Source organism: Stenotrophomonas sp. 80084_Sma (genome assembly GCF_056481995.1).
The window spans coordinates 224,078-241,787 of sequence record NZ_CM151177.1; the positions used below are offsets into that span (position 1 = coordinate 224,078).

Genomic DNA, 17,710 nt, shown 5'->3' on the forward strand with positions numbered 1-17,710 from the left:
TGCGCAGGCACCGCTGCCGGGTGACCGTTGCACGTGCATTCCGATGGCCATCACGCCGGTCGCTTAGAATTCGCAGCACCCCACACCGAAGCCCCCCATGACCCCCATCCCCGAGACCGTGCCGCCCACCGAAGTGCGCATGGCCGAAATCGTCTTTCCCAACCACACCAACCACCTTGGCACCCTGTTCGGTGGCCAGGCGCTGGCGTGGATGGACAAGGCCGCCTTCCTGGCCGCCGCCCGTTACTCGCGCCGCACCGTGGTGACCGCGCGCAGCGACCAGGTCGACTTCAAGCTGCCGATCCGCATCGGCCAGATGGTGGAAACCATCGGCCGCATCGTCGAAGTCGGCCGCAGCTCGATGAAGGTGGAGGTGGAACTGGTCGCCGAAGACCTGCACAGCGGCGAGCGCAAGCTGTGCACCCGCGGCCACTTCGTGATGATCGCGCTGGACGAGGAAGGCCACCCGATCGCGGTACCGCCGCTGCCGGCGGCCTGACCCGGCCAACGGACCGGCGCTTGCGGGGGCGCCACCGCGCCCCCATCTGGCAGCCATGACCCTGCCACTGACCGACTTCATCGACCGTGCCCAGCGCCTGTTCGTGCTGACCGGCGCCGGCTGCAGCACCGCCTCGGGCATTCCCGATTACCGGGATGCCGACGGCCAGTGGAAACGCACGCCGCCGGTGACCTACCAGGCCTTCATGGGCGAGGCGGCCACCCGCCAGCGCTACTGGGCGCGCAGCCTGCTCGGCTGGCCGCGCTTCGGCCTGGCCCGGCCCAACGGCACCCACCAGGCCCTGGCCGCGCTGGAACGCCGCGGCACGCTGCAGGTGCTGCTGACCCAGAACGTGGACGGCCTGCACCAGCGCGCCGGCAGCCACAACGTGATCGACCTGCATGGCCGCCTGGACCTTGTGCGCTGCATGGGCTGTGAGCGTCGCAGCGATCGTGAAGGCTTCCAGCAGCGCCTGCTGGACGCCAATCCCGGCTGGGACGCGCTGGAGGCAGGCATCGCGCCCGATGGTGATGCCGATCTGGAGACCGATTTCTCCGCGTTCGTGGTGCCCGAGTGCCCGCATTGCGGCGGCCTGTTGAAGCCGGATGTGGTGTTCTTCGGCGAAAACGTGCCGCGGGAGCGCGTGCAGGCGGTGCAGGAGCACCTGCAGCAGGCCGACGCCGTGCTGGTGGTGGGTTCATCGCTGATGGTCTATTCCGGCTTCCGCTTCGTGCAGGCCGCAGCCAAGGCGGGGCTGCCGGTAGCCGCGTTGAACCGTGGCCGCACCCGCGCCGACGACCTGCTGCAGTTCAAGGATGAACGGGACTGCGCCGAGGCGCTGGCCGCGTGGGCTTCGTCCTGAGCCGAGCACACGCTCGGCTGCACGCCCACCGCGAAACAGCGATCCATCCAGACGGTTGATTCGCAGGCCGTGCGGCGGTGCAATACGCACCCCCTACGTCGTTCATCACCGTCTTGAGCCAGCTGTTTTCGCCGATCTCGTTCGGCCCCCTGACCCTGTCCAACCGCATCGTCATCGCGCCGATGTGCCAGTACTCCGCCGAAGATGGCCGCGCCAGCGACTGGCACGCCATGCATCTGGGCAACCTGGCGCAGTCCGGTGCCGGCCTGCTGATCCTGGAAGCCACCGCGGTCGAACCGCGCGGCCGCATCAGCTGGGCCGACCTGGGCCTGTGGGATGACGGCACCGAGGCCGCACTGGCGCAGGTGCTGGCCAGCGTCCGCCGCTGGTCGCCGATGCCGCTGGGCGTCCAGCTGGGCCATGCCGGCCGCAAGGCCTCGGTGAGGCGTCCGTGGGACGGTGGTGGCCAGTTGCCGGCTGATGATGCGCGTGGCTGGGCCACCGTGGCGCCGTCGCCGCTGCCGTTCCATGCCGCCGATCCGGCACCGCAGGAACTGGACGAGGCCGGCATCGCCGAGGTCATCGCCGCCTTCGCCGCCAGTGCGGTGCGCGCCGAGCGCCTGGGCTTCGAGCTGATCGAGCTGCATGCCGCGCACGGTTATCTGCTGCACCAGTTCCTGTCGCCGCTGAGCAACCGCCGCACCGATGGCTACGGTGGCTCGCTGCCGAACCGCCTGCGCCTGCTGGTGGAGGTTTTCGATGCTGTGCGTGCGGCAGTGTCCGACAAGGTCGCGGTGGGCGTGCGCATCTCCGCCAGCGACTGGGTCGATGGCGGCTGGGATCTGGTGCAGAGCGAAGCGCTGGCGCAGGTGATGGACGCGCGCGGCTGCAACTTCCTGCATGTCTCCAGCGGTGGCCTGGACGAGCGCCAGAAGATCACCGTCGGCCCGGGCTATCAGGTGCCGTTCGCGGCGGCGATCAAGGCCAAGGTGCGCATGCCGGTCATCGCCGTGGGCATGATCACCGAGCCGGAGCAGGCCGAATCGATCCTGCGCCATCGCCACGCCGATGCGGTAGCCCTGGCGCGCGGCATCCTCTACGACCCGCGCTGGCCGTGGCATGCCGCCGCCGCGCTGCGTGACAGCGTGGAGCCGGCACCGCAGTACCTGCGCTGCGAGCCGCGTGATGCGCGCGGCGTGTTCAAGACGCGCTGAGGCTCACACCCGCCAGGCCGGCGCCATGCCGGCCTGCAGGTGCTCGAACAGCGCGCGGATCTTGGCAGTGAAATCGCGGCGGTCGCTGACGCAGAAATAGACCTCCATCGGCTCCGGGCGCCATGCAGTGTCGGCGCCGAACACTGCCTGCAGGCGGCCATCGCGCAGGTACGGCTCTGCCACGAATGCGGCCAGCCGGGTGATGCCGGCACCGGCTGCGGCCAGCGTCGCCAGCGCATCGATGTCATCGCAGACCATGCTCGGCGGCAGTGCGGCGTCCACGCGCTGGCCATCCTTCAGCAGTCCCCAGCGCAGCGGCCGGCCGTCGGTGGGAAAGCGGTGCAGCAGCCCGCGATGGCCGCTCAGCTCGGAGGGTTGCTGCGGGGTGCCGTGTGCCTTCAGGTAGGCCGGCGAGGCGCAGAACACGAACGGCACGCGCGCCAGCTGCCGTGCGACGACCCCGTCCTCCAGCTGTGCACCGATGCGGATGCTGGCATCCACCGCTTCCGGGCCGTGCTGCACGGCGCGATCGGTCAGCCGCAGCTCCAGCTGCAGTTGCGGGTAGCGCTGCTGCAGCGAAGGCAGCAACGGCGCAAGCACGTGGCGACCGAACGCGCTGCTGCTGGCGATGCGCAGCGGTCCTGCCGGTTCGATGTCACCGGAGGTGACCATCGCCTGCGCGCGCGCCAGGTCGGCTTCGATGTGGCGCACCTGCGCCAGGTACAACGCGCCGGCCTCGCTGAGGGCCAGCTGGCGCGTACTTCGGTTCAGCAACCGTACGCCCAGATGCGCCTCCAGCCGGTTGATGTTCTGGCCGACTGCGGTGGCGCTGATGCCAAGGATGCGGGCCGCTGCGGCAATGCTGCCGGTCTCTGCGGTGCGGGTGAAGCTGCGGATCAGTTGCAACAGGTTCATGACCGACCAGCTTGCCATGGAGAAACCCAAGTATCGCTTGGGACTGAACCAAGCAGGTCGGTTGCATCGGTGACCATCGATCCCGAGGACAGGCTGCTGCCCTACACTCGGGCGATGCGCCCCGATTCCATCCTCACCCTGTCCTGCCCCGACCGTACCGGCATCGTCTACCGCGTATCCGGCCTGCTGTTCGACCACGGCTGCAACATTCTCGACGCCCAGCAGTTCGGCGACGAGGAGAGCGGCCGCTTCTTCCTGCGCGTGCATTTCGATCGCGATGCTGGCCTGCCGCTGGAGACCGTGCACGCCGCCATGGCCACGCTCGCCGCCGGCTTCGGCATGGACTGGCAGCTGCATGATGGCCGCCGCCGTGCACGCCTGCTGGTGCTGGTCAGCAAGCAGGGGCACTGCCTCAACGACCTGCTGTTCCGTGCCCACAGCGGCCAGCTGAAGGTGGACATTGCCGCAGTAGCGTCCAACCACGCCGACTTCGCGCCGCTGGCGGCGTCCTACCAGGTGCCGTTCCACCACCTGCCGGTGACCGCTGATACGCGCGCGGTGCAGGAGCAGCAGATCATCGACCTGGTCGAGCGCGAACGCATCGATCTGGTGGTGCTGGCGCGCTACATGCAGATCCTGTCACCCACGCTGTGCCGCGCGCTGGCCGGCCGTGCGATCAACATCCACCACAGCTTCCTGCCCAGCTTCAAGGGCGCGCAGCCGTACCACCAGGCACACGCGCGCGGGGTCAAGATCATCGGCGCCACCGCGCACTACGTCACCGAGGATCTGGACGAAGGCCCGATCATCGAACAGGACGTGGCCCGCGTGGACCACGCGATGGCGCCGCGCGAGCTGGTGCGGCTGGGCAGCGATACCGAATCGCTGGTGCTGGCGCGCGCCGTGCGCCGCCATGTGGAACACCGCATCCTGCTCAACGGGCACCGTACGGTCGTGTTCCGGTAATCGCCCATCCCGCGTCCGCCGGGCATGGCCCGGCGCTACCACGGGTGCTATCCGGTAGTGCCGGCCGCTGGCCGGCAACTGCAGAGATCCCGAGGTTGCCGGCCAGCGGCCGGCACTACCGAATCCTGATTTCATCCAATGAAAAGCCCCCGGTTCGGCCGTCCCGCGATCTGTAGGGGGGGCGTAGTTAGGGGGCTGGATGAATCGATTGTGTTGTCGTGGGCAGGAGCGCGCAAGCGGCATAAGCGACGTGCGCGGTAGCGCCGGGCCATGCCCGGCGGTCACGCCTCAGGCGATCGAAATCCCCGCCTTGCCCAGCGCTTCACGCACCATCGCGTCGTTGGCGTCGGTCACCGGCTTGGTCAGCTCCCACAGGAATTTCACCCGGAAGCCGGACTTCACCGCGTCCTGCGCGCTCCACAGCACGCAGTAGTCGCGGGCCAGGCCGCACACGTGCACTTCGCGGATGCGGCGTTCGTGCAGCCAGCCGGCCAGGCCGGTGGCCGGGCGCTCGCCATCGGGGCCATGGTTCTCGCGGAAGGCGCTGTATGAATCCACCTGTTGGCGGGTGCCCTTGCGCAGAATCAGGTCGGCCACGGTCCAGTCCACGCCCGGATGCAGCGCGGCACCGGCGCTGCCCTGCACGCAGTGGTCCGGCCACAGGGTCTGCGGCTGCGCGTGCAGCAGGATGGTCTCGAAGGGGCGTTGGCCGGGGTGCTGGCTGGCGAACGAGGCATGGTCGGCCGGGTGCCAGTCCTGTGTTGCCACCACGGTGCGGTAGCGGCGCTGTGCCAGCAGATCGGCGATCGGTGCCACCAGCGCATCGCCTTGGTCGCAGGCCAGCGCGCCACCGGGCATGAAGTCCGGCTGCAGGTCGATCACCAGCAGGGCGACATCGGCGGGCAGGGCGGTCATGGCAGTTCCGGTACAGCAGAAGGGGCGACCAGCGTGGCCGCCCCATGCCCACACGTCAATCGCCCTGCGGCGTCTCAGCGTCCTGCCCGTAGTACAGCAGGCCGATCTTGATCCGTTCGCGGCCATTCTCGCGGCGGTGACGGTTGGCATCGCGCAGCGAGTACACGCAGCCGCAGTATTCCTGCTGGTAGAACTGCTCGCGCTTGCTGATCTCGATCATGCGGCTGGCACCGCCGCCCTTGCGCCAGTTGTAGTCCCAGTACTGCAGGCCTTCATAGCGCGACGCGGCACGGATGCCGCAGTCGTTGATCTGCGCCATGTTCTTCCAGCGCGAGATGCCCAGCGACGAACTGATGGTGTCGTAGCCGTGCTCGTGCGCATACAGCGCGGTGCGCTCGAAACGCATGTCGAAGCACATCGTGCAGCGGATACCACGCTCGGGCTCGTTCTCCATGCCGCGTGCACGGCTGAACCAGTTGTCCGTGTCGTAATCGCAGTCGATGAAGGGAATGTTGTGCTGTTCGGCGAAGCGGATATTCTCCTGCTTGCGCAGCTCGTACTCCTTCACCGGGTGGATGTTGGGGTTGTAGAAGAAGATCGCGTAGTCGATCCCGGAGGCGGTGATCGCCTCCATTACTTCGCCGGAACAGGGCGCGCAGCACGAATGCAGCAGCAGGCGCTTGCCGTCGGCGGGCAGGGTCAGGGTGGGGCGTTGGAGCTCGGTCATCGTCAGGTACCGCATGGACCGCCGGCAACGGCGGTGGCCCATGCATCAGCGCGTGGGTGAACAGGGCTGGCCGGATACCGTGAACAGGACGCGCGCGGCCGCATCGCCTGCACGCGCAGGACAACGACGGCCCCGGCAACCTCCCCGCGGAGATTCCAGGTCGAGTCAGGGGACGGTCGTGTCCCCCGGCCGGGGCCGGTATTCGGGCTGATGGACACGGGCCGCAGCCCACCTACTACCCGCCGCTTCCCAGGCGTGAGCCCAGTGCTGTTGGCAGGATTCGTTTCCATTCACCGCTGCGGGGCAGCTCCGGAATGGGCGCGCGAGGCGCCTTCACCGGATTCCCGTTTAAATCCCTGCCGCCATCAAGGCCACGGCAGGGATACCTTCGGCGTGCCAACGGTGGACGCGTCGAGGCCAATGGTCAAGGGCCAATGAAAGCGCAGGGCTGTGGCTCGCTTCTCAGGCTGTGAGAGCGCCTCTTGCCATACTGGGCACCGACAGACGGGAGGTGGCTCGTGGCGGCGAAGTACTGCGATCTGGTCATGAAAGGCGGCATCACCAGCGGCATCGTGTACCCCAATGCGGTACTGGCGCTGGCGCGCGAGTATCGCTTCAAGAGCATCGGCGGCACCTCGGCCGGCGCCATCGCTGCAGCCGTAGCGGCCGCGGCGGCATGCGGTGATCGCCGCCAGCAGGCCGGCGAGCACCTGCCCGGCGATGCCGGCTACGGCGGGCTGTCGGCGGTGTCGGCGCAGCTGTCGCGGCGCGGCTTCATCTACAGCCTGTTCCAGCCGGCACGGGGGGCGCGCGCCGCCTACCGGTTGCTGGTGGTGCTGACCGGCAATGCCCGCCTGCCACACAAGCTGCTGTGCCTGGCCATCGCGGTGTTCGAGATTGCGCCACTGGAGGTGCTGGTGTCGCTGGCGCTGCTGCTCGGCCTGGGCTGGTGGGGCGGCGATTGGAGCGGCGTGGCCGCCACGCTGCTGCCATCACTGCTGTGCGCGTACGGTGCCGGCGTGGCCGGTGCCGCGCTGCGGGTAGCGCGGGTGGCGCGCCGTAACCTGCTGGGCCTGTGCAGCGGCCTCGGCCGCGATGCACGCACGCCGGCGTTGACCGAGTGGCTGCATGAATGCCTGCAGCAGCTGTCCGGCAAGCCGCTGGATGCACCGCTCACCTTCGCCGACCTGCACGATGCGCCGCGCTATGCCGGCGAGCCGGACAGCCCGCATGCGATCAGCCTGCAGATGATCACCACCTGTGTGTCGCACAACGAGCCGCGCACGCTGCCGCTGGGCGGCGCGCAGTTCTGGTTCCTGCGCGAGGAGTTCGAGCAGCTGTTTCCGGCCAGCGTGGTGCAGTGGCTGGTGACGCAGGCCGGCCCGCCACTGGAGGTGGATGGGCGCCGGTACTACCACCTGCCGCAGGGCCCGAAGCTGCCGGTGCTGGTGGCCACGCGCATGAGCCTGAGCTTCCCGCTGCTGATCAGCGCGGTGCCGTTGCATGAGCCCTCACGCCGCGAGCGTCGCTGTGAACCGACCGCACCTGCGGCCGACCAGGAGCACAACGTCGCCGACAGCATGGAAGGGCTGACCAGTGCCGGGCAGACCTGCGGACCGGTGATCACCGCGTTCCGCATCTGCTGGTTCTCCGATGGTGGCATCAGCAGCAACTTCCCGATCCACCTGTTCGATGCCGCGTTGCCGCGCTGGCCGACCTTCGCCATCAATCTGGTCTACCCGCAGCACGCCGAAGACGTGAGCCACGGCAGCAGTGGCCGACAGGCGCTGGAACATGCTGTGTTCCTGCCCACCGAGAACCGCCACGGTTGGCAGCGTACCTACCAGTCGATCGCCACGCCGTTGGCGGCCGCCGAGCTGGGCCGCTTCCTGTTCGCGGTGGTGGCGACCATGCAGAACTGGCGCGACCTGCTGCAGGCGCGTGCCCCGGGCTACCGCGACCGCATCGTGCATGTGAGCCTGCAGGGCGACGAGGGCGGCATGAACCTGGACATGCCGCAGGACGTGCTGACCCGCATCGCCGACAAGGGCAGCCTGGCCGGTGCGCGCTTCTGTTCGTTCTCGTTCGAGAACCACTATTGGATCCGCTGGCGCAACCTGGCCTCGGCCTACCAGCGCTACACGCTGGAAGTGGCGCGCACCGACGACCCGGCGCAGCAGGTACTGGCCTACCGCGCGGCGTACTCGATGGTTGCCAGTGGCCAGCCGACGCCACCGTCGTACAAGCTGGGCTCGGAAGACAAGCGGCTGGCATCGCAGCAGTTGTGGGGGCTGATGGTCGAGCAGGGACGTACCTGGGAGGACCTCGGCCCGGACCTCACCGACGGCGCACCGCGCCCGCTGCCGCAGATGAAGGTGACGCCGATCTACTGACCCGGTAGTAGATCCACGCCATGCGTGGATGGAACCCCATCGAAATCGAATATTTCGAACATTCATCGAAGAGCATCCCTGCACGACGTGGATCCACCGTGTCGACCAAGGTCGACACCTACCCACAGCAGCAAAGGATGCCGTTTCGACAGCTCGCGGAGACCTGTCGAAGGCGGGTGGGTCCGGTTGCGGGGGCGTGAGCCGCATGGGCCCGAGGCATGCCTCGGGCGGGTTGGGCAGGACGCCCAACCCCGGTCTTGCCGTGTGCGCAGGACTGCGCACACGAGCAAGCGGCGACCGAGCTTACATGGGTGAGGGCGCTTTGCTTGCGAAGCATTGCTTCGCAAGCGCCCGAACGCACAGCCGCCAGCGGCTGGGCCGGGCCCCGGAGGGGGACTTGCAGCGTCCCCCGCAACCGGATCCACCCCGCCATCCCACGGAAAGCCCGCTGTTGCTTTTGCTGTTGCCTTGGATTGAAGCAGGTGCAGGGCGCAGCCCTGCCGAACCAACCCTACCGCCCCGGCAACTGCGCGAATGCGCGCTGCATGCAGTCCTCGCGCGGGCACACCCGGCACCCCGGTCCGATCGACACCGAATTACCCGGGCTCTGCACATCCAGCCCCAATGAATACACCAGCCGCTCGGCATGCTGCAGATCGCAGCCCAGCGCCACCGCGAACGTCTTCCGCGGTTGGCCATGGCCGACCGGGCCGCTGCTGACCTGCCGCGCCAGCCAGAAATGGCGGCGCCCGTCGGGCATGCGCGCGGTCTGGGTAAGGATGCGGCCGGGCTGGTTGAACGCCTCGTAGACGATCCACAGGGGGCACGAGCCGCCCACCTGCGAGAAGTGGAAATCGGTGGCCGAATGACGCTTGGACACATTGCCGGCGCGGTCCACGCGGATGAAGAAGAACGGCAGGCCGGGTGCGCTGCGCCGTGCCAGCGTGCTCAGCCGGTGGCAAACCGCTTCGAAGCCGACGCCGAACTGATGCGCCAGCAGCTCGATGTCGTAGCCGCTGGCTTCGGCCGCACGCAGGAAGCGCATGTACGGCATCACCAGCGCGCCGGCGAAATAGTTGGAGAGACCAATCCGCGCCTGCGCGATGCGTGCCTCATCGGTAAACCCTGCGCGCGCCACCACCGCATCGATCTGCGGCAGGTAGCCATGAAGGGCCAGCTCGGCCGCCATCTGGAACGCCTGCTGTCCGGGCTCCAGGTAATCGGGTAGCCACAGCCGCCGCGCACCGGCATCGTATTGCCGCTTTTCGCGCCCGGCCTGCAGTGCGGCCACTTCCACCAGCACGCCATGGCGGTCGGCCAGCAGCTGGCGCAGCCGCGGTGCCACGTGCCCGGGCGACAGCCCCCACTCGGCGAACAGCTGCTCGGCCAGCTCGTCCAGCTCGGGAATGTGGTTGTGCATGCGGTTGAAGAACTCGCGCACCTGATCGCCAGCGGGCAGGGTGCTGCCGGCGCCGGGCTCGCCCAGCTGGAATTCCAGCGCGGCGGCATGCTCGCGCAGCGCCAGGTGGCGGCGGTGCAGGTCCAGCAGCGCGCGGCTGACCTGCGGCAGGTTGCCGGCCAGCGCGCGCAGTTCGGTGGCGCTGACCTCGGCCAGGCCAAGGTCGCGCAGGGTCTCGCCCAGCGCTTCCTGCAGCGCGGCGGGCTCATCGTCGTCGAACAGGGCGGAAACATCGCCCAACACCTCGCCCAGCTTCTTCTGCACGGCCGGCGTCAGTGGGCGCTTGTTGCGCTCGATCTGGTTCAGGTAGCTGGCCGACAGCCCCAGCGCCCGTGCCAGATCCGCCTGGCTGTAGCCGCGCTGCTCGCGCAGCCGCAGCAGGCGCAGGCCAAGTTGTCGCTGGGGGGCTGAATAATTCACAGAATTAACATGAATCGTCTGGCGTGTTGGCCAGATTAAGCGGATTCAGCCCGGAAATCGAGGTGGGTGCTGTGAATAATGCCAAGCATCTTTCGCACCCTGTGGGATTGTCGTCATGACTGTTGCAGCGCCCCGTATCCGCATGCTGATCGATGGCCAGTTCGTTGAATCGGCCACCTCCCACTGGCAGGACGTGATCAATCCGGCCACCCAGGACGTGCTGGCCAAGGTGCCGTTCGCCACCACCGGCGAAGTGGACGCCGCCGTCGCCGCCGCCAAGGAAGCCTTCAAGACCTGGCGCAAGACCCCGATTGGCACCCGTGCGCGCATCTTCCTGAAGTACCAGCAGCTGATCCGCGAGAACATGAGCGAGCTGGCCCACATCCTCACCGCCGAACAGGGCAAGACCCTGCCGGACGCCGAAGGCGATGTGTTCCGCGGCCTGGAAGTGGTCGAGCACGCCGCCGCCATCGGCAACCTGCAGCTGGGCGAACTGGCCAACAACGTGGCCAATGGCGTGGACACCTACACGATCATGCAGCCGCTGGGCGTGTGCGCCGGCATCACCCCGTTCAACTTCCCGGCGATGATCCCGCTGTGGATGTTCCCGATGGCGATTGCAACGGGCAACACCTTCATCCTCAAGCCGTCCGAGCAGGACCCGATGGTCACCATGCGCCTGGTCGAGCTTGCGCTGGAAGCCGGCATTCCGAAGGGCGTGCTGAACGTCGTCCACGGTGGCGAGGAAGTGGTCAACGCGATCTGCGACCACCCGGACATCAAGGCCGTGTCGTTCGTCGGTTCCACCCGCGTCGGCACCCACGTCTACAACCGTGCCTCGCTGGCCGGCAAGCGCGTGCAGTGCATGATGGGCGCCAAGAACCACGCCGTGGTGCTGCCGGACGCCAACAAGGAGCAGACCCTCAACGCGATGGTCGGTGCCGCCTTCGGTGCCGCTGGCCAGCGCTGCATGGCCGCCTCCACCCTGGTGCTGGTCGGTGAAGCACGCAACTGGGTGCAGGACCTGGTCACCAAGGCCAAGACCCTGAAGGTCAGCGGCGGCACCGTCGCCGGCACCGACGTCGGTCCGGTCATTTCCTGCAGCGCCCGCGAGCGCGTGGAAGGCCTGATCGCGTCGGGCGTGGAGCAGGGCGCCAAGCTGGTGCTGGATGGCCGCAAGCCGCAGGTCGATGGTTTCGAGAAGGGCAACTTTGTCGGTCCGACCATCTTTGCCGGTGTCACCACCGACATGCGCATCTACCAGGAAGAAATCTTCGGGCCGGTGCTGGTCATCCTCGAAGCGGAGACGCTGGAAGAGGCCATCGCGATGGTCAACAGCAACCCGAACGGCAACGGGACCGCACTGTTCACCCAGTCCGGCGCCGCCGCGCGCAAATTCCAGGAAGACATCGACGTCGGCCAGGTCGGCATCAACGTGCCGATCCCGGTGCCGGTGCCGCTGTTCTCGTTCACCGGTTCGCGCGCGTCCAAGCTGGGCGACCTGGGTCCGTATGGCAAGCAGGTGGTGTTGTTCTACACCCAGACCAAGACGGTCACCGCGCGCTGGTTCGATGACGAGACGCTCAGCCACGGCGTCAACACCACGATCAGCCTGAAGTAACGGCAGGAGCAGCCATGAGCCACTCGATGACGACGGAACTGGAAGAAGCGCAGCAGGCGTACCGCGAGGCGGCGCACGACTTCGCACAGGCCGAACTGGCGCCGCACGCCGCGCGATGGGATGCGGAGGGCATCTTTCCGCGCGAGGCGATCGCCAAGGCCGGTGAACTGGGCTTCTGCGGCCTGTACATGGACCCGGAAGTGGGCGGCAGCGGCCTGAGCCGACTGGACGCCGCCGTCGTCATCGAGGAGCTCGCCAACGTCGATCCGTCGACCGCGGCGTACATCAGCATCCACAACATGGCCTCGTGGATGGTGTCCAAGTGGGGCCAGCCGGCACTGCGCGATGCGTGGGGCACCGATCTGTCTTCGGGCAACAAGCTGGCCTCGTACTGCCTGACCGAACCCGGTGCAGGTTCCGATGCGGCCTCGCTGAAGACCACCGCCGTGCGCGATGGCGACTTCTATGTGCTGAACGGCTCCAAGGCCTTCATTTCCGGCGCCGGTGCCACTGAACTGCTGGTGGTGATGGCGCGTACCGGTGGTGCCGGTGCCGGCGGTGTCAGCGCCATTGCGGTGCCGGCGGACCTGCCGGGCATCAGCTTCGGCCGCAAGGAAGAGAAGATGGGCTGGAACAGCCAGCCCACCCGTGGCATCACCTTCGAAAACGTCCGCGTGCCGGTCAGCCACCTTCTGGGAGAGGAAGGCGGCGGCTTCAAGCTGGCGATGAAGGGGCTCGATGGCGGCCGCATCAACATCGCCGCCTGCTCGCTGGGCGCCGCGCAGGGTGCGCTGGACGCTGCACGCCGCTACATGGGCGAGCGCCGCCAGTTCGGCAAGGCACTGGCCGAGTTCCAGGCCCTGCAGTTCAAGCTGGCCGACATGGTCACCCAGCTGGTGGCCGCCCGGCAGATGGTGCACACCGCTGCGCGCAAGCTCGATGCCGGTGCCAGCGACGCCAACGTGTGGTGCGCGATGGCCAAGCGCTTCGCCACCGATGCCGGTTTCAACGTCTGCAACGAAGCACTGCAGATCCATGGTGGCTACGGCTACATCCGCGAATACCCGATCGAGCGCCTGCTGCGTGACTGCCGCGTGCACCAGATCCTGGAAGGCACCAACGAGATCATGCGGGTGATCGTTGCCCGTCACCTGCTCAACACCGAAGAGGAACTGCGATGAAGGATTGGCGTACCCAGGAGCACGTAGGCCTGAAGGTCGAGGTGGATGGCCACACCGCCATGGTCACCCTGAACAACCCGCCGGCGCATACCTGGACCGTGCACAGCCTGTCGGCGCTGCGCGACCTGGTGGGCGCGCTCAACGCAGACCGCGACATCTACGCGCTGGTGATCACCGGTGACGGCGAGAAATTCTTCTCCGCCGGTGCCGACCTCAACCAGTTCGCCTCCGGCGACAAGGCCGCTGCGCGTGAAGCCGCGCGCCGCTTCGGTGAAGCCTTCGAGGCGCTGTCCGGTTTCCGTGGTGTGTCGATTGCCGCGATCAACGGCTACGCCATGGGCGGTGGCCTGGAATGCGCGCTGGCCTGCGACCTGCGCATCATTGAAGACCATGCCCAGGTTGCGCTGCCGGAGGCCACCGTCGGCCTGCTGCCGTGCGCCGGTGGCACCCAGAACCTGCCGCGCCTGGTCGGCGAGGGCTGGGCCAAGCGCATGATCCTGCTGGGCGAGCGCATCAACGCCGACACCGCACTGCGCATCGGCCTGGCCGAAGAAAAGGTCGGCAAGGGCGAAGCCAAGGCGCTGGCGCTGGAATGGGCGAAGAAGGCCGGCAAGCAGAGCCCGACCAGCATCGCCGCCTGCAAGACCCTGGTGCAGGCCACCCGCACCGGCACCCACGCTTCGGCGCTGGTGGCCGAACGCGAAGCCTTCGTCGATCTGTTCGACACCGCCGACCAGGTCGAGGGCGTGACCGCCTTCCTGGAAAAGCGCGCCGCGCAGTGGAAGAACGCATGAGCACCGACACCGCTGCCGACGACGCACCGGTGCTGTTCGAAGAGCGCGCCGCCAGCAACGGCACGCGCATCGGCATCGCCACGCTCAATGCGCCGCGTACGCTCAACGGTTTCTCGCTGCCGATGGCGCACCTGCTGCTGAAACAGCTGAATGCCTGGGCCGACGACGATGGCATCGCCATGGTGGTGCTGCAGGGCGCCGGCGAAAAGGCGTTCTGCGCCGGCGGTGACCTGCACAGCCTGTACAAGAGCATGGTCGCCTTCCGCGAGGCCGGCCGCAGCGACATCCGCGAGAACGACTACGCGGCCGAGTTCTTCGACGTCGAATACCGCGTCGATTACCTCATCCACACCTATGCCAAGCCGATCCTGTGCTGGGGCCATGGCATCGTGATGGGCGGTGGCATCGGCCTGATGTCCGGTGCCAGCCACCGCGTGGTCAGCGAGCGCTCCAAGCTGGCCTTCCCGGAAATCACCGTCGGCCTGTTCCCGGATGTGGGTGGTAGCTGGCTGCTGCCGCGCGTACCGGGCAAGGGCGGCCTGTTCCTGGCGCTGACCGGCGCGCTGCTCAATCCGGGCGACGCCATCTACGCCGGCCTGGCCGACGTGCACGTGGCCGAAGAACGCCGCAGCGCGGTGTTCGATGCGCTGCTGCAGGTCGCGTGGTCCAGCGATGCCGCACACAACCACGAACGGCTCAGCCATCTGCTGCAGTCGCATGCCAGTGACGCCGCCACCGGCCCGTTGCTGGCCAATGCGGCGCGGGTCGATGCGCTGTGCGAAGGCGATGACCTTGAAGCGATCGTTGCGCGCATTGCCGGCCTGCAGACCGACGATGCCTGGCTGCAGGCGGCGCAGAAGACCCTCGCCGCCGGTGCACCCGGTTCGGCACGGCTGTCGTACGAACTGCAGCGCCGCAGTGCCGGCCAGGGCCTGGCCGCGATCTATCGCCTGGAGTACATCGTCGCCCTGCATTGCGCCGCCCACGGTGATTTCGCTGAAGGCATCCGCGCGCTGCTGATCGACAAGGACCGCAATCCGCAGTGGAACCCGGCCACTCTGGCCGAGGCCACCGGCGCGTGGGCCGACACCTTCTTCGCTTCCCCCTGGGCCGATGCCGCGCATCCGCTGGCCGACCTGGGCACTCCCCTTGTTGAAAGGAGCCTTGCATGAGCCGCATTGCATTCATCGGGTTGGGCAACATGGGTGGCCCGATGGCCGCCAATCTGGTCAAGAACGGCCACACCGTGCGCGTGTTCGATCTGGTCCCGGCCGCGGTGCAGGCCGCCGTCGATGCCGGCGCCAGCGCGGCCGCATCGGCGCGCGAAACCCTGGCCGATGCCGAGGTGGTGATCTCGATGCTGCCGGCCAGCCGCCACGTCGAAGGCGTGTACCTGGGCGATGACGGCATTCTTGCCGCGATTCCGGCCGGCGCACTGGTCATCGACTGCAGCACGATCGCACCGGCCAGCGCCCGCAAGGTCTCTGAAGCCGCTGCCGCACGTGGCCTGCAGATGATCGACGCACCGGTGTCCGGCGGTACCGCCGGTGCCCAGGCCGGCACCCTGACCTTCATCGTCGGTGGCGAGGAGGATGCGCTGGAGCGCGCCCGCCCGGTGCTGCAGGCGATGGGCAAGAACATCTTCCATGTCGGCGCCAGCGGTGCCGGCCAAGTGGCCAAGCTGTGCAACAACATGGCGCTGGGCGTGATCATGGCGGTCACCGGCGAAGCCATCGCCCTCGGCGTGGCGCACGGGCTGGACCCGAAGGTGCTGTCGCAGATGATGGCGGTCAGCACCGGCCGCAGCTGGGCCACCGAAGTGTGCAACCCGTGGCCGGGCGTGCTGGAAAACGCCCCGGCCTCGCGCGGCTACAGCGGCGGCTTCGGCAGTGATCTGATGCTGAAGGACATGGGCCTGGCGGTGGAAGCGGCGATGAGTGTCGGCGCCTCGATCCCGCTGGGCGAAGTGGCCCGCAACCTGTACTCGATGAACCACCAGGCTGGCCGCGGCAAGCTGGATTTCTCCAGCGTCGTGCAGCTCATTACGAGCGAGAAGTGACCTGGTAGTGCCGGCCGCTGGCCGGCAACCTCATGCCCCCGTGCGGGACAACGAAGGTGGGATGGGCGGATGTTCGGTTTCGACCGGCATCCGCCCATTTTTTTCTGCAGTGGTAGTGCCGGCCGCTGGCCGGCATCACCGCATCAGGCAACGATCAGCGTCACGTCGATGTTGCCGCGGGTGGCGTTGGAGTACGGGCACACGATGTGCGCCTTCTGCACCAGATCTTCCACCTGCTCGCGCGGCACGCCCGGCACGTTGATGGTCAGCTCGGCTTCGATGCCGAAACCGGTCGGGATCTGGCCGATGCCGACCTTGCCGGTCACGGTGGTGTCGGCCGGCAGCGCGACCTTGGCCTGGCCGGCCACGAACTTCAGCGCGCCCAGGAAGCAGGCCGAGTAGCCGGCGGCGAACAGCTGTTCCGGGTTGGTGCCCGGGCCGCCGGCGCCGCCCAGCTCGCGCGGGGTCGACAGCTGGATATCCAGCACGTTGTCGGAGGAGACGGAACGGCCTTCACGGCCGCCGGTGGAGGTGGCCTGGGCGGTGTACAGAACCTTTTCGATGGACATCGGGATGCTCCTGGTCGGTGGGTGGGTGTTGCGTTGGAGCCTACTTTGCCCGGTTTCTGCGTACGTTGGGTTGCAATGCGTACGAAAAACTTGATCGATCGTCCTGCTGGCCTAGATCGTCCACTCGCGGTCGGTGGTGAACATGATGGTCAGCCAGCGGTCCGGCGAGGCCTCGCCCAGTGCATCGCCGATCTCGTCGCGCAGCTGGTCCCATTCCACCAGGGGCCGCGGCGGGTCGTTTTCCGGTACCACGAAGAACAGCTCGATCTGCTCGCCACGCCCCACCTGGGCCACGTAGCTGCGGTGCTCGACGAAGCCGTGCTTGGCCACGATCCCGCGTGCCACTGCATCCACATGGGCCTGCAGTTCCGGCGGGGTGACCAGCAGGATGCCGGCCAGCGCCCGGCGCACCGTGCCGAGCGGGGCGATCATCACCAGCACGCAGACGAAGGCGAGGATGGCCGGGTCGATGTACGGCCCGACCCACGCCAGCGACGTGCCCTGCACCAGTACGCCGCCGAGGAAAGCCAGCAGGTAGCAGGCCGACATGCTGGCCGCGATCACCCAGTTCTTCGCGTCCAATGCGATGAACTCCGAGCCGATGCGGCGGTTGGCGCGCAGGATGAACCAGGCCAGCGCGCCTTCGCCCACGATCGACAGCCCGGCGAAGGCAATGGCCGGGCCGAGGGCGATGTGGCGGCCCCCGGACATCAACGCGTCCACCGCATTGACCAGCGCATACAGCGCCGCGCCGATCATCAGCGTGCCGCTCACCCCCAGCACGATCGGCTCCAGGTGCCAGAAGCCCATGGTGAAGCGCTGGTTGAGCCGCGACTGCAGGGCGTCGGTCTGCGTGGACAGCGCGATCAACCGCGCCACCAGCAGCGACAGCCAGGTCATTACCACGTCGATCAGGCCGTAGATGCCGTCGAAGATGATCAGCGAGGAATTGGCCAGCAGGCCGAACACCACTGCGGCGGCGGCCAGCAGCAGCGAGGCGGCGATCGACAGGCGCAGCACGCCCTGTTCGGTGGCGGGGTCGAAGAACTGCGGGCGGTTGGCGGCCATGGTTCAATTGTAGAGCGGAGCCAGGCTCCGCTGCCTTTCGCTGCCTTC

Annotated in this window: 16 protein-coding genes and 1 riboswitch; of the genes, 10 read left to right on the top strand and 6 right to left on the bottom strand. The window is 67.8% G+C overall.

Annotation, left to right across the window (positions count from 1 at the left end; translation table 11 throughout):
• Positions 1–97 precede the first annotated feature (97 nt).
• The 3 genes from ACZK3W_RS00975 (at position 98) to ACZK3W_RS00985 (ending at position 2,575) form a co-directional block, all read left to right on the top strand.
• The gene (locus ACZK3W_RS00975) at positions 98–499 is read left to right on the top strand and encodes an acyl-CoA thioesterase (protein ID WP_004153688.1); all 402 of its coding nucleotides are present in this window, start codon (positions 98–100) and stop codon (positions 497–499) included.
• 55 nt (positions 500–554) lie between these two features.
• Positions 555–1,361, top strand: a complete 807-nt coding sequence (locus tag ACZK3W_RS00980) for an NAD-dependent protein deacetylase (RefSeq protein WP_125895457.1) — start codon at positions 555–557, stop codon at positions 1,359–1,361.
• Positions 1,362–1,474: 113 nt separating this feature from the next.
• Complete coding sequence (locus ACZK3W_RS00985; RefSeq protein WP_032128207.1) at positions 1,475–2,575, top strand: NADH:flavin oxidoreductase/NADH oxidase; 1,101 nt, start codon at positions 1,475–1,477, stop codon at positions 2,573–2,575.
• A gap of 3 nt (positions 2,576–2,578) precedes the next feature.
• On the opposite strand, the gene ACZK3W_RS00990 is transcribed toward ACZK3W_RS00985, so the two are convergent.
• Positions 2,579–3,490: a LysR family transcriptional regulator gene (locus tag ACZK3W_RS00990; RefSeq protein WP_049399772.1), complete on the bottom strand. Its 912-nt coding sequence runs from the start codon at positions 3,488–3,490 to the stop codon at positions 2,579–2,581.
• 114 nt (positions 3,491–3,604) lie between these two features.
• On the opposite strand from ACZK3W_RS00990, the gene purU reads away from it, so the two are divergent.
• Positions 3,605–4,456 (top strand): formyltetrahydrofolate deformylase, encoded by an 852-nt coding sequence (purU, locus tag ACZK3W_RS00995; RefSeq protein ID WP_032128205.1) that lies wholly within the window; start codon positions 3,605–3,607, stop codon positions 4,454–4,456.
• A 288-nt stretch (positions 4,457–4,744) separates the two neighbouring features.
• Here purU and pncA read toward each other — a convergent pair whose 3' ends face one another.
• Both pncA and ACZK3W_RS01005 read right to left on the bottom strand, forming a co-directional pair.
• A complete protein-coding gene (gene pncA / locus ACZK3W_RS01000; protein WP_032128204.1) occupies positions 4,745–5,371 on the bottom strand; it encodes a bifunctional nicotinamidase/pyrazinamidase in 627 nt (208 codons plus the stop codon).
• A 55-nt stretch (positions 5,372–5,426) separates the two neighbouring features.
• Entirely contained in the window at positions 5,427–6,113 is a 687-nt protein-coding gene (locus ACZK3W_RS01005; RefSeq protein WP_422348122.1) for an epoxyqueuosine reductase QueH, read from the bottom strand.
• 161 nt (positions 6,114–6,274) lie between these two features.
• Positions 6,275–6,489: riboswitch (cobalamin riboswitch) on the bottom strand.
• Between the two features lie 127 nt (positions 6,490–6,616).
• On the opposite strand from ACZK3W_RS01005, the gene ACZK3W_RS01010 reads away from it, so the two are divergent.
• A complete protein-coding gene (locus ACZK3W_RS01010) occupies positions 6,617–8,491 on the top strand; it encodes a patatin-like phospholipase family protein (RefSeq protein ID WP_125895983.1) in 1,875 nt (624 codons plus the stop codon).
• Between the two features lie 511 nt (positions 8,492–9,002).
• Here ACZK3W_RS01010 and ACZK3W_RS01015 read toward each other — a convergent pair.
• Positions 9,003–10,370: a helix-turn-helix domain-containing protein gene (locus ACZK3W_RS01015; RefSeq protein WP_293794145.1), complete on the bottom strand. Its 1,368-nt coding sequence runs from the start codon at positions 10,368–10,370 to the stop codon at positions 9,003–9,005.
• 115 nt (positions 10,371–10,485) lie between these two features.
• Here ACZK3W_RS01015 and ACZK3W_RS01020 point away from each other — a divergent pair, with 115 nt between their 5' ends.
• The 5 genes from ACZK3W_RS01020 to mmsB are packed head-to-tail and all read left to right on the top strand — an operon-like array spanning position 10,486 to position 16,025.
• Positions 10,486–11,991 carry a CoA-acylating methylmalonate-semialdehyde dehydrogenase gene (locus ACZK3W_RS01020; protein ID WP_049399840.1) on the top strand — a complete coding sequence of 502 codons (1,506 nt, stop codon included), beginning with the start codon at positions 10,486–10,488 and terminating at the stop codon, positions 11,989–11,991.
• A gap of 14 nt (positions 11,992–12,005) precedes the next feature.
• Complete coding sequence (locus ACZK3W_RS01025; protein ID WP_253143785.1) at positions 12,006–13,172, top strand: acyl-CoA dehydrogenase family protein; 1,167 nt, start codon at positions 12,006–12,008, stop codon at positions 13,170–13,172.
• Positions 13,169–13,966, top strand: a complete 798-nt coding sequence (locus ACZK3W_RS01030) for an enoyl-CoA hydratase (RefSeq protein WP_180838049.1) — start codon at positions 13,169–13,171, stop codon at positions 13,964–13,966. Before ACZK3W_RS01025 ends, ACZK3W_RS01030 begins: the two co-directional genes overlap by 4 nt.
• On the top strand, positions 13,963–15,138 hold the full coding sequence (locus ACZK3W_RS01035; RefSeq protein ID WP_180838050.1) for an enoyl-CoA hydratase/isomerase family protein: 1,176 nt from the start codon (positions 13,963–13,965) through the stop codon (positions 15,136–15,138). The genes ACZK3W_RS01030 and ACZK3W_RS01035 overlap by 4 nt, the downstream gene beginning before the upstream one ends.
• Positions 15,135–16,025: a 3-hydroxyisobutyrate dehydrogenase gene (mmsB, locus tag ACZK3W_RS01040; protein WP_004136647.1), complete on the top strand. Its 891-nt coding sequence runs from the start codon at positions 15,135–15,137 to the stop codon at positions 16,023–16,025. Before ACZK3W_RS01035 ends, mmsB begins: the two co-directional genes overlap by 4 nt.
• Before the next feature lie 143 nt (positions 16,026–16,168).
• On the opposite strand, the gene ACZK3W_RS01045 is transcribed toward mmsB, so the two are convergent.
• Together ACZK3W_RS01045 and ACZK3W_RS01050 are read right to left on the bottom strand one after the other, a co-directional pair.
• Positions 16,169–16,594, bottom strand: a complete 426-nt coding sequence (locus ACZK3W_RS01045; protein ID WP_065724136.1) for an organic hydroperoxide resistance protein — start codon at positions 16,592–16,594, stop codon at positions 16,169–16,171.
• A 111-nt stretch (positions 16,595–16,705) separates the two neighbouring features.
• Positions 16,706–17,662: a cation diffusion facilitator family transporter gene (locus ACZK3W_RS01050; protein WP_032128195.1), complete on the bottom strand. Its 957-nt coding sequence runs from the start codon at positions 17,660–17,662 to the stop codon at positions 16,706–16,708.
• Between the last annotated feature and the right edge of the window lie 48 nt (positions 17,663–17,710).

Coding starts and splice junctions, on each gene's coding strand:
- ACZK3W_RS01030 (WP_180838049.1), top strand. CDS start 13,169: ATGAAGGATTGGCGTACCCAGGAGCACGTAGGCCTGAAGGTCGAGGTG.
- pncA (WP_032128204.1), bottom strand. CDS start 5,371: ATGACCGCCCTGCCCGCCGATGTCGCCCTGCTGGTGATCGACCTGCAG.
- ACZK3W_RS01020 (WP_049399840.1), top strand. CDS start 10,486: ATGACTGTTGCAGCGCCCCGTATCCGCATGCTGATCGATGGCCAGTTC.
- ACZK3W_RS01050 (WP_032128195.1), bottom strand. CDS start 17,662: ATGGCCGCCAACCGCCCGCAGTTCTTCGACCCCGCCACCGAACAGGGC.
- ACZK3W_RS00980 (WP_125895457.1), top strand. CDS start 555: ATGACCCTGCCACTGACCGACTTCATCGACCGTGCCCAGCGCCTGTTC.
- ACZK3W_RS01025 (WP_253143785.1), top strand. CDS start 12,006: ATGAGCCACTCGATGACGACGGAACTGGAAGAAGCGCAGCAGGCGTAC.
- mmsB (WP_004136647.1), top strand. CDS start 15,135: ATGAGCCGCATTGCATTCATCGGGTTGGGCAACATGGGTGGCCCGATG.
- purU (WP_032128205.1), top strand. CDS start 3,605: ATGCGCCCCGATTCCATCCTCACCCTGTCCTGCCCCGACCGTACCGGC.
- ACZK3W_RS01045 (WP_065724136.1), bottom strand. CDS start 16,594: ATGTCCATCGAAAAGGTTCTGTACACCGCCCAGGCCACCTCCACCGGC.
- ACZK3W_RS01005 (WP_422348122.1), bottom strand. CDS start 6,113: ATGCGGTACCTGACGATGACCGAGCTCCAACGCCCCACCCTGACCCTG.
- ACZK3W_RS01035 (WP_180838050.1), top strand. CDS start 13,963: ATGAGCACCGACACCGCTGCCGACGACGCACCGGTGCTGTTCGAAGAG.
- ACZK3W_RS00975 (WP_004153688.1), top strand. CDS start 98: ATGACCCCCATCCCCGAGACCGTGCCGCCCACCGAAGTGCGCATGGCC.
- ACZK3W_RS00990 (WP_049399772.1), bottom strand. CDS start 3,490: ATGAACCTGTTGCAACTGATCCGCAGCTTCACCCGCACCGCAGAGACC.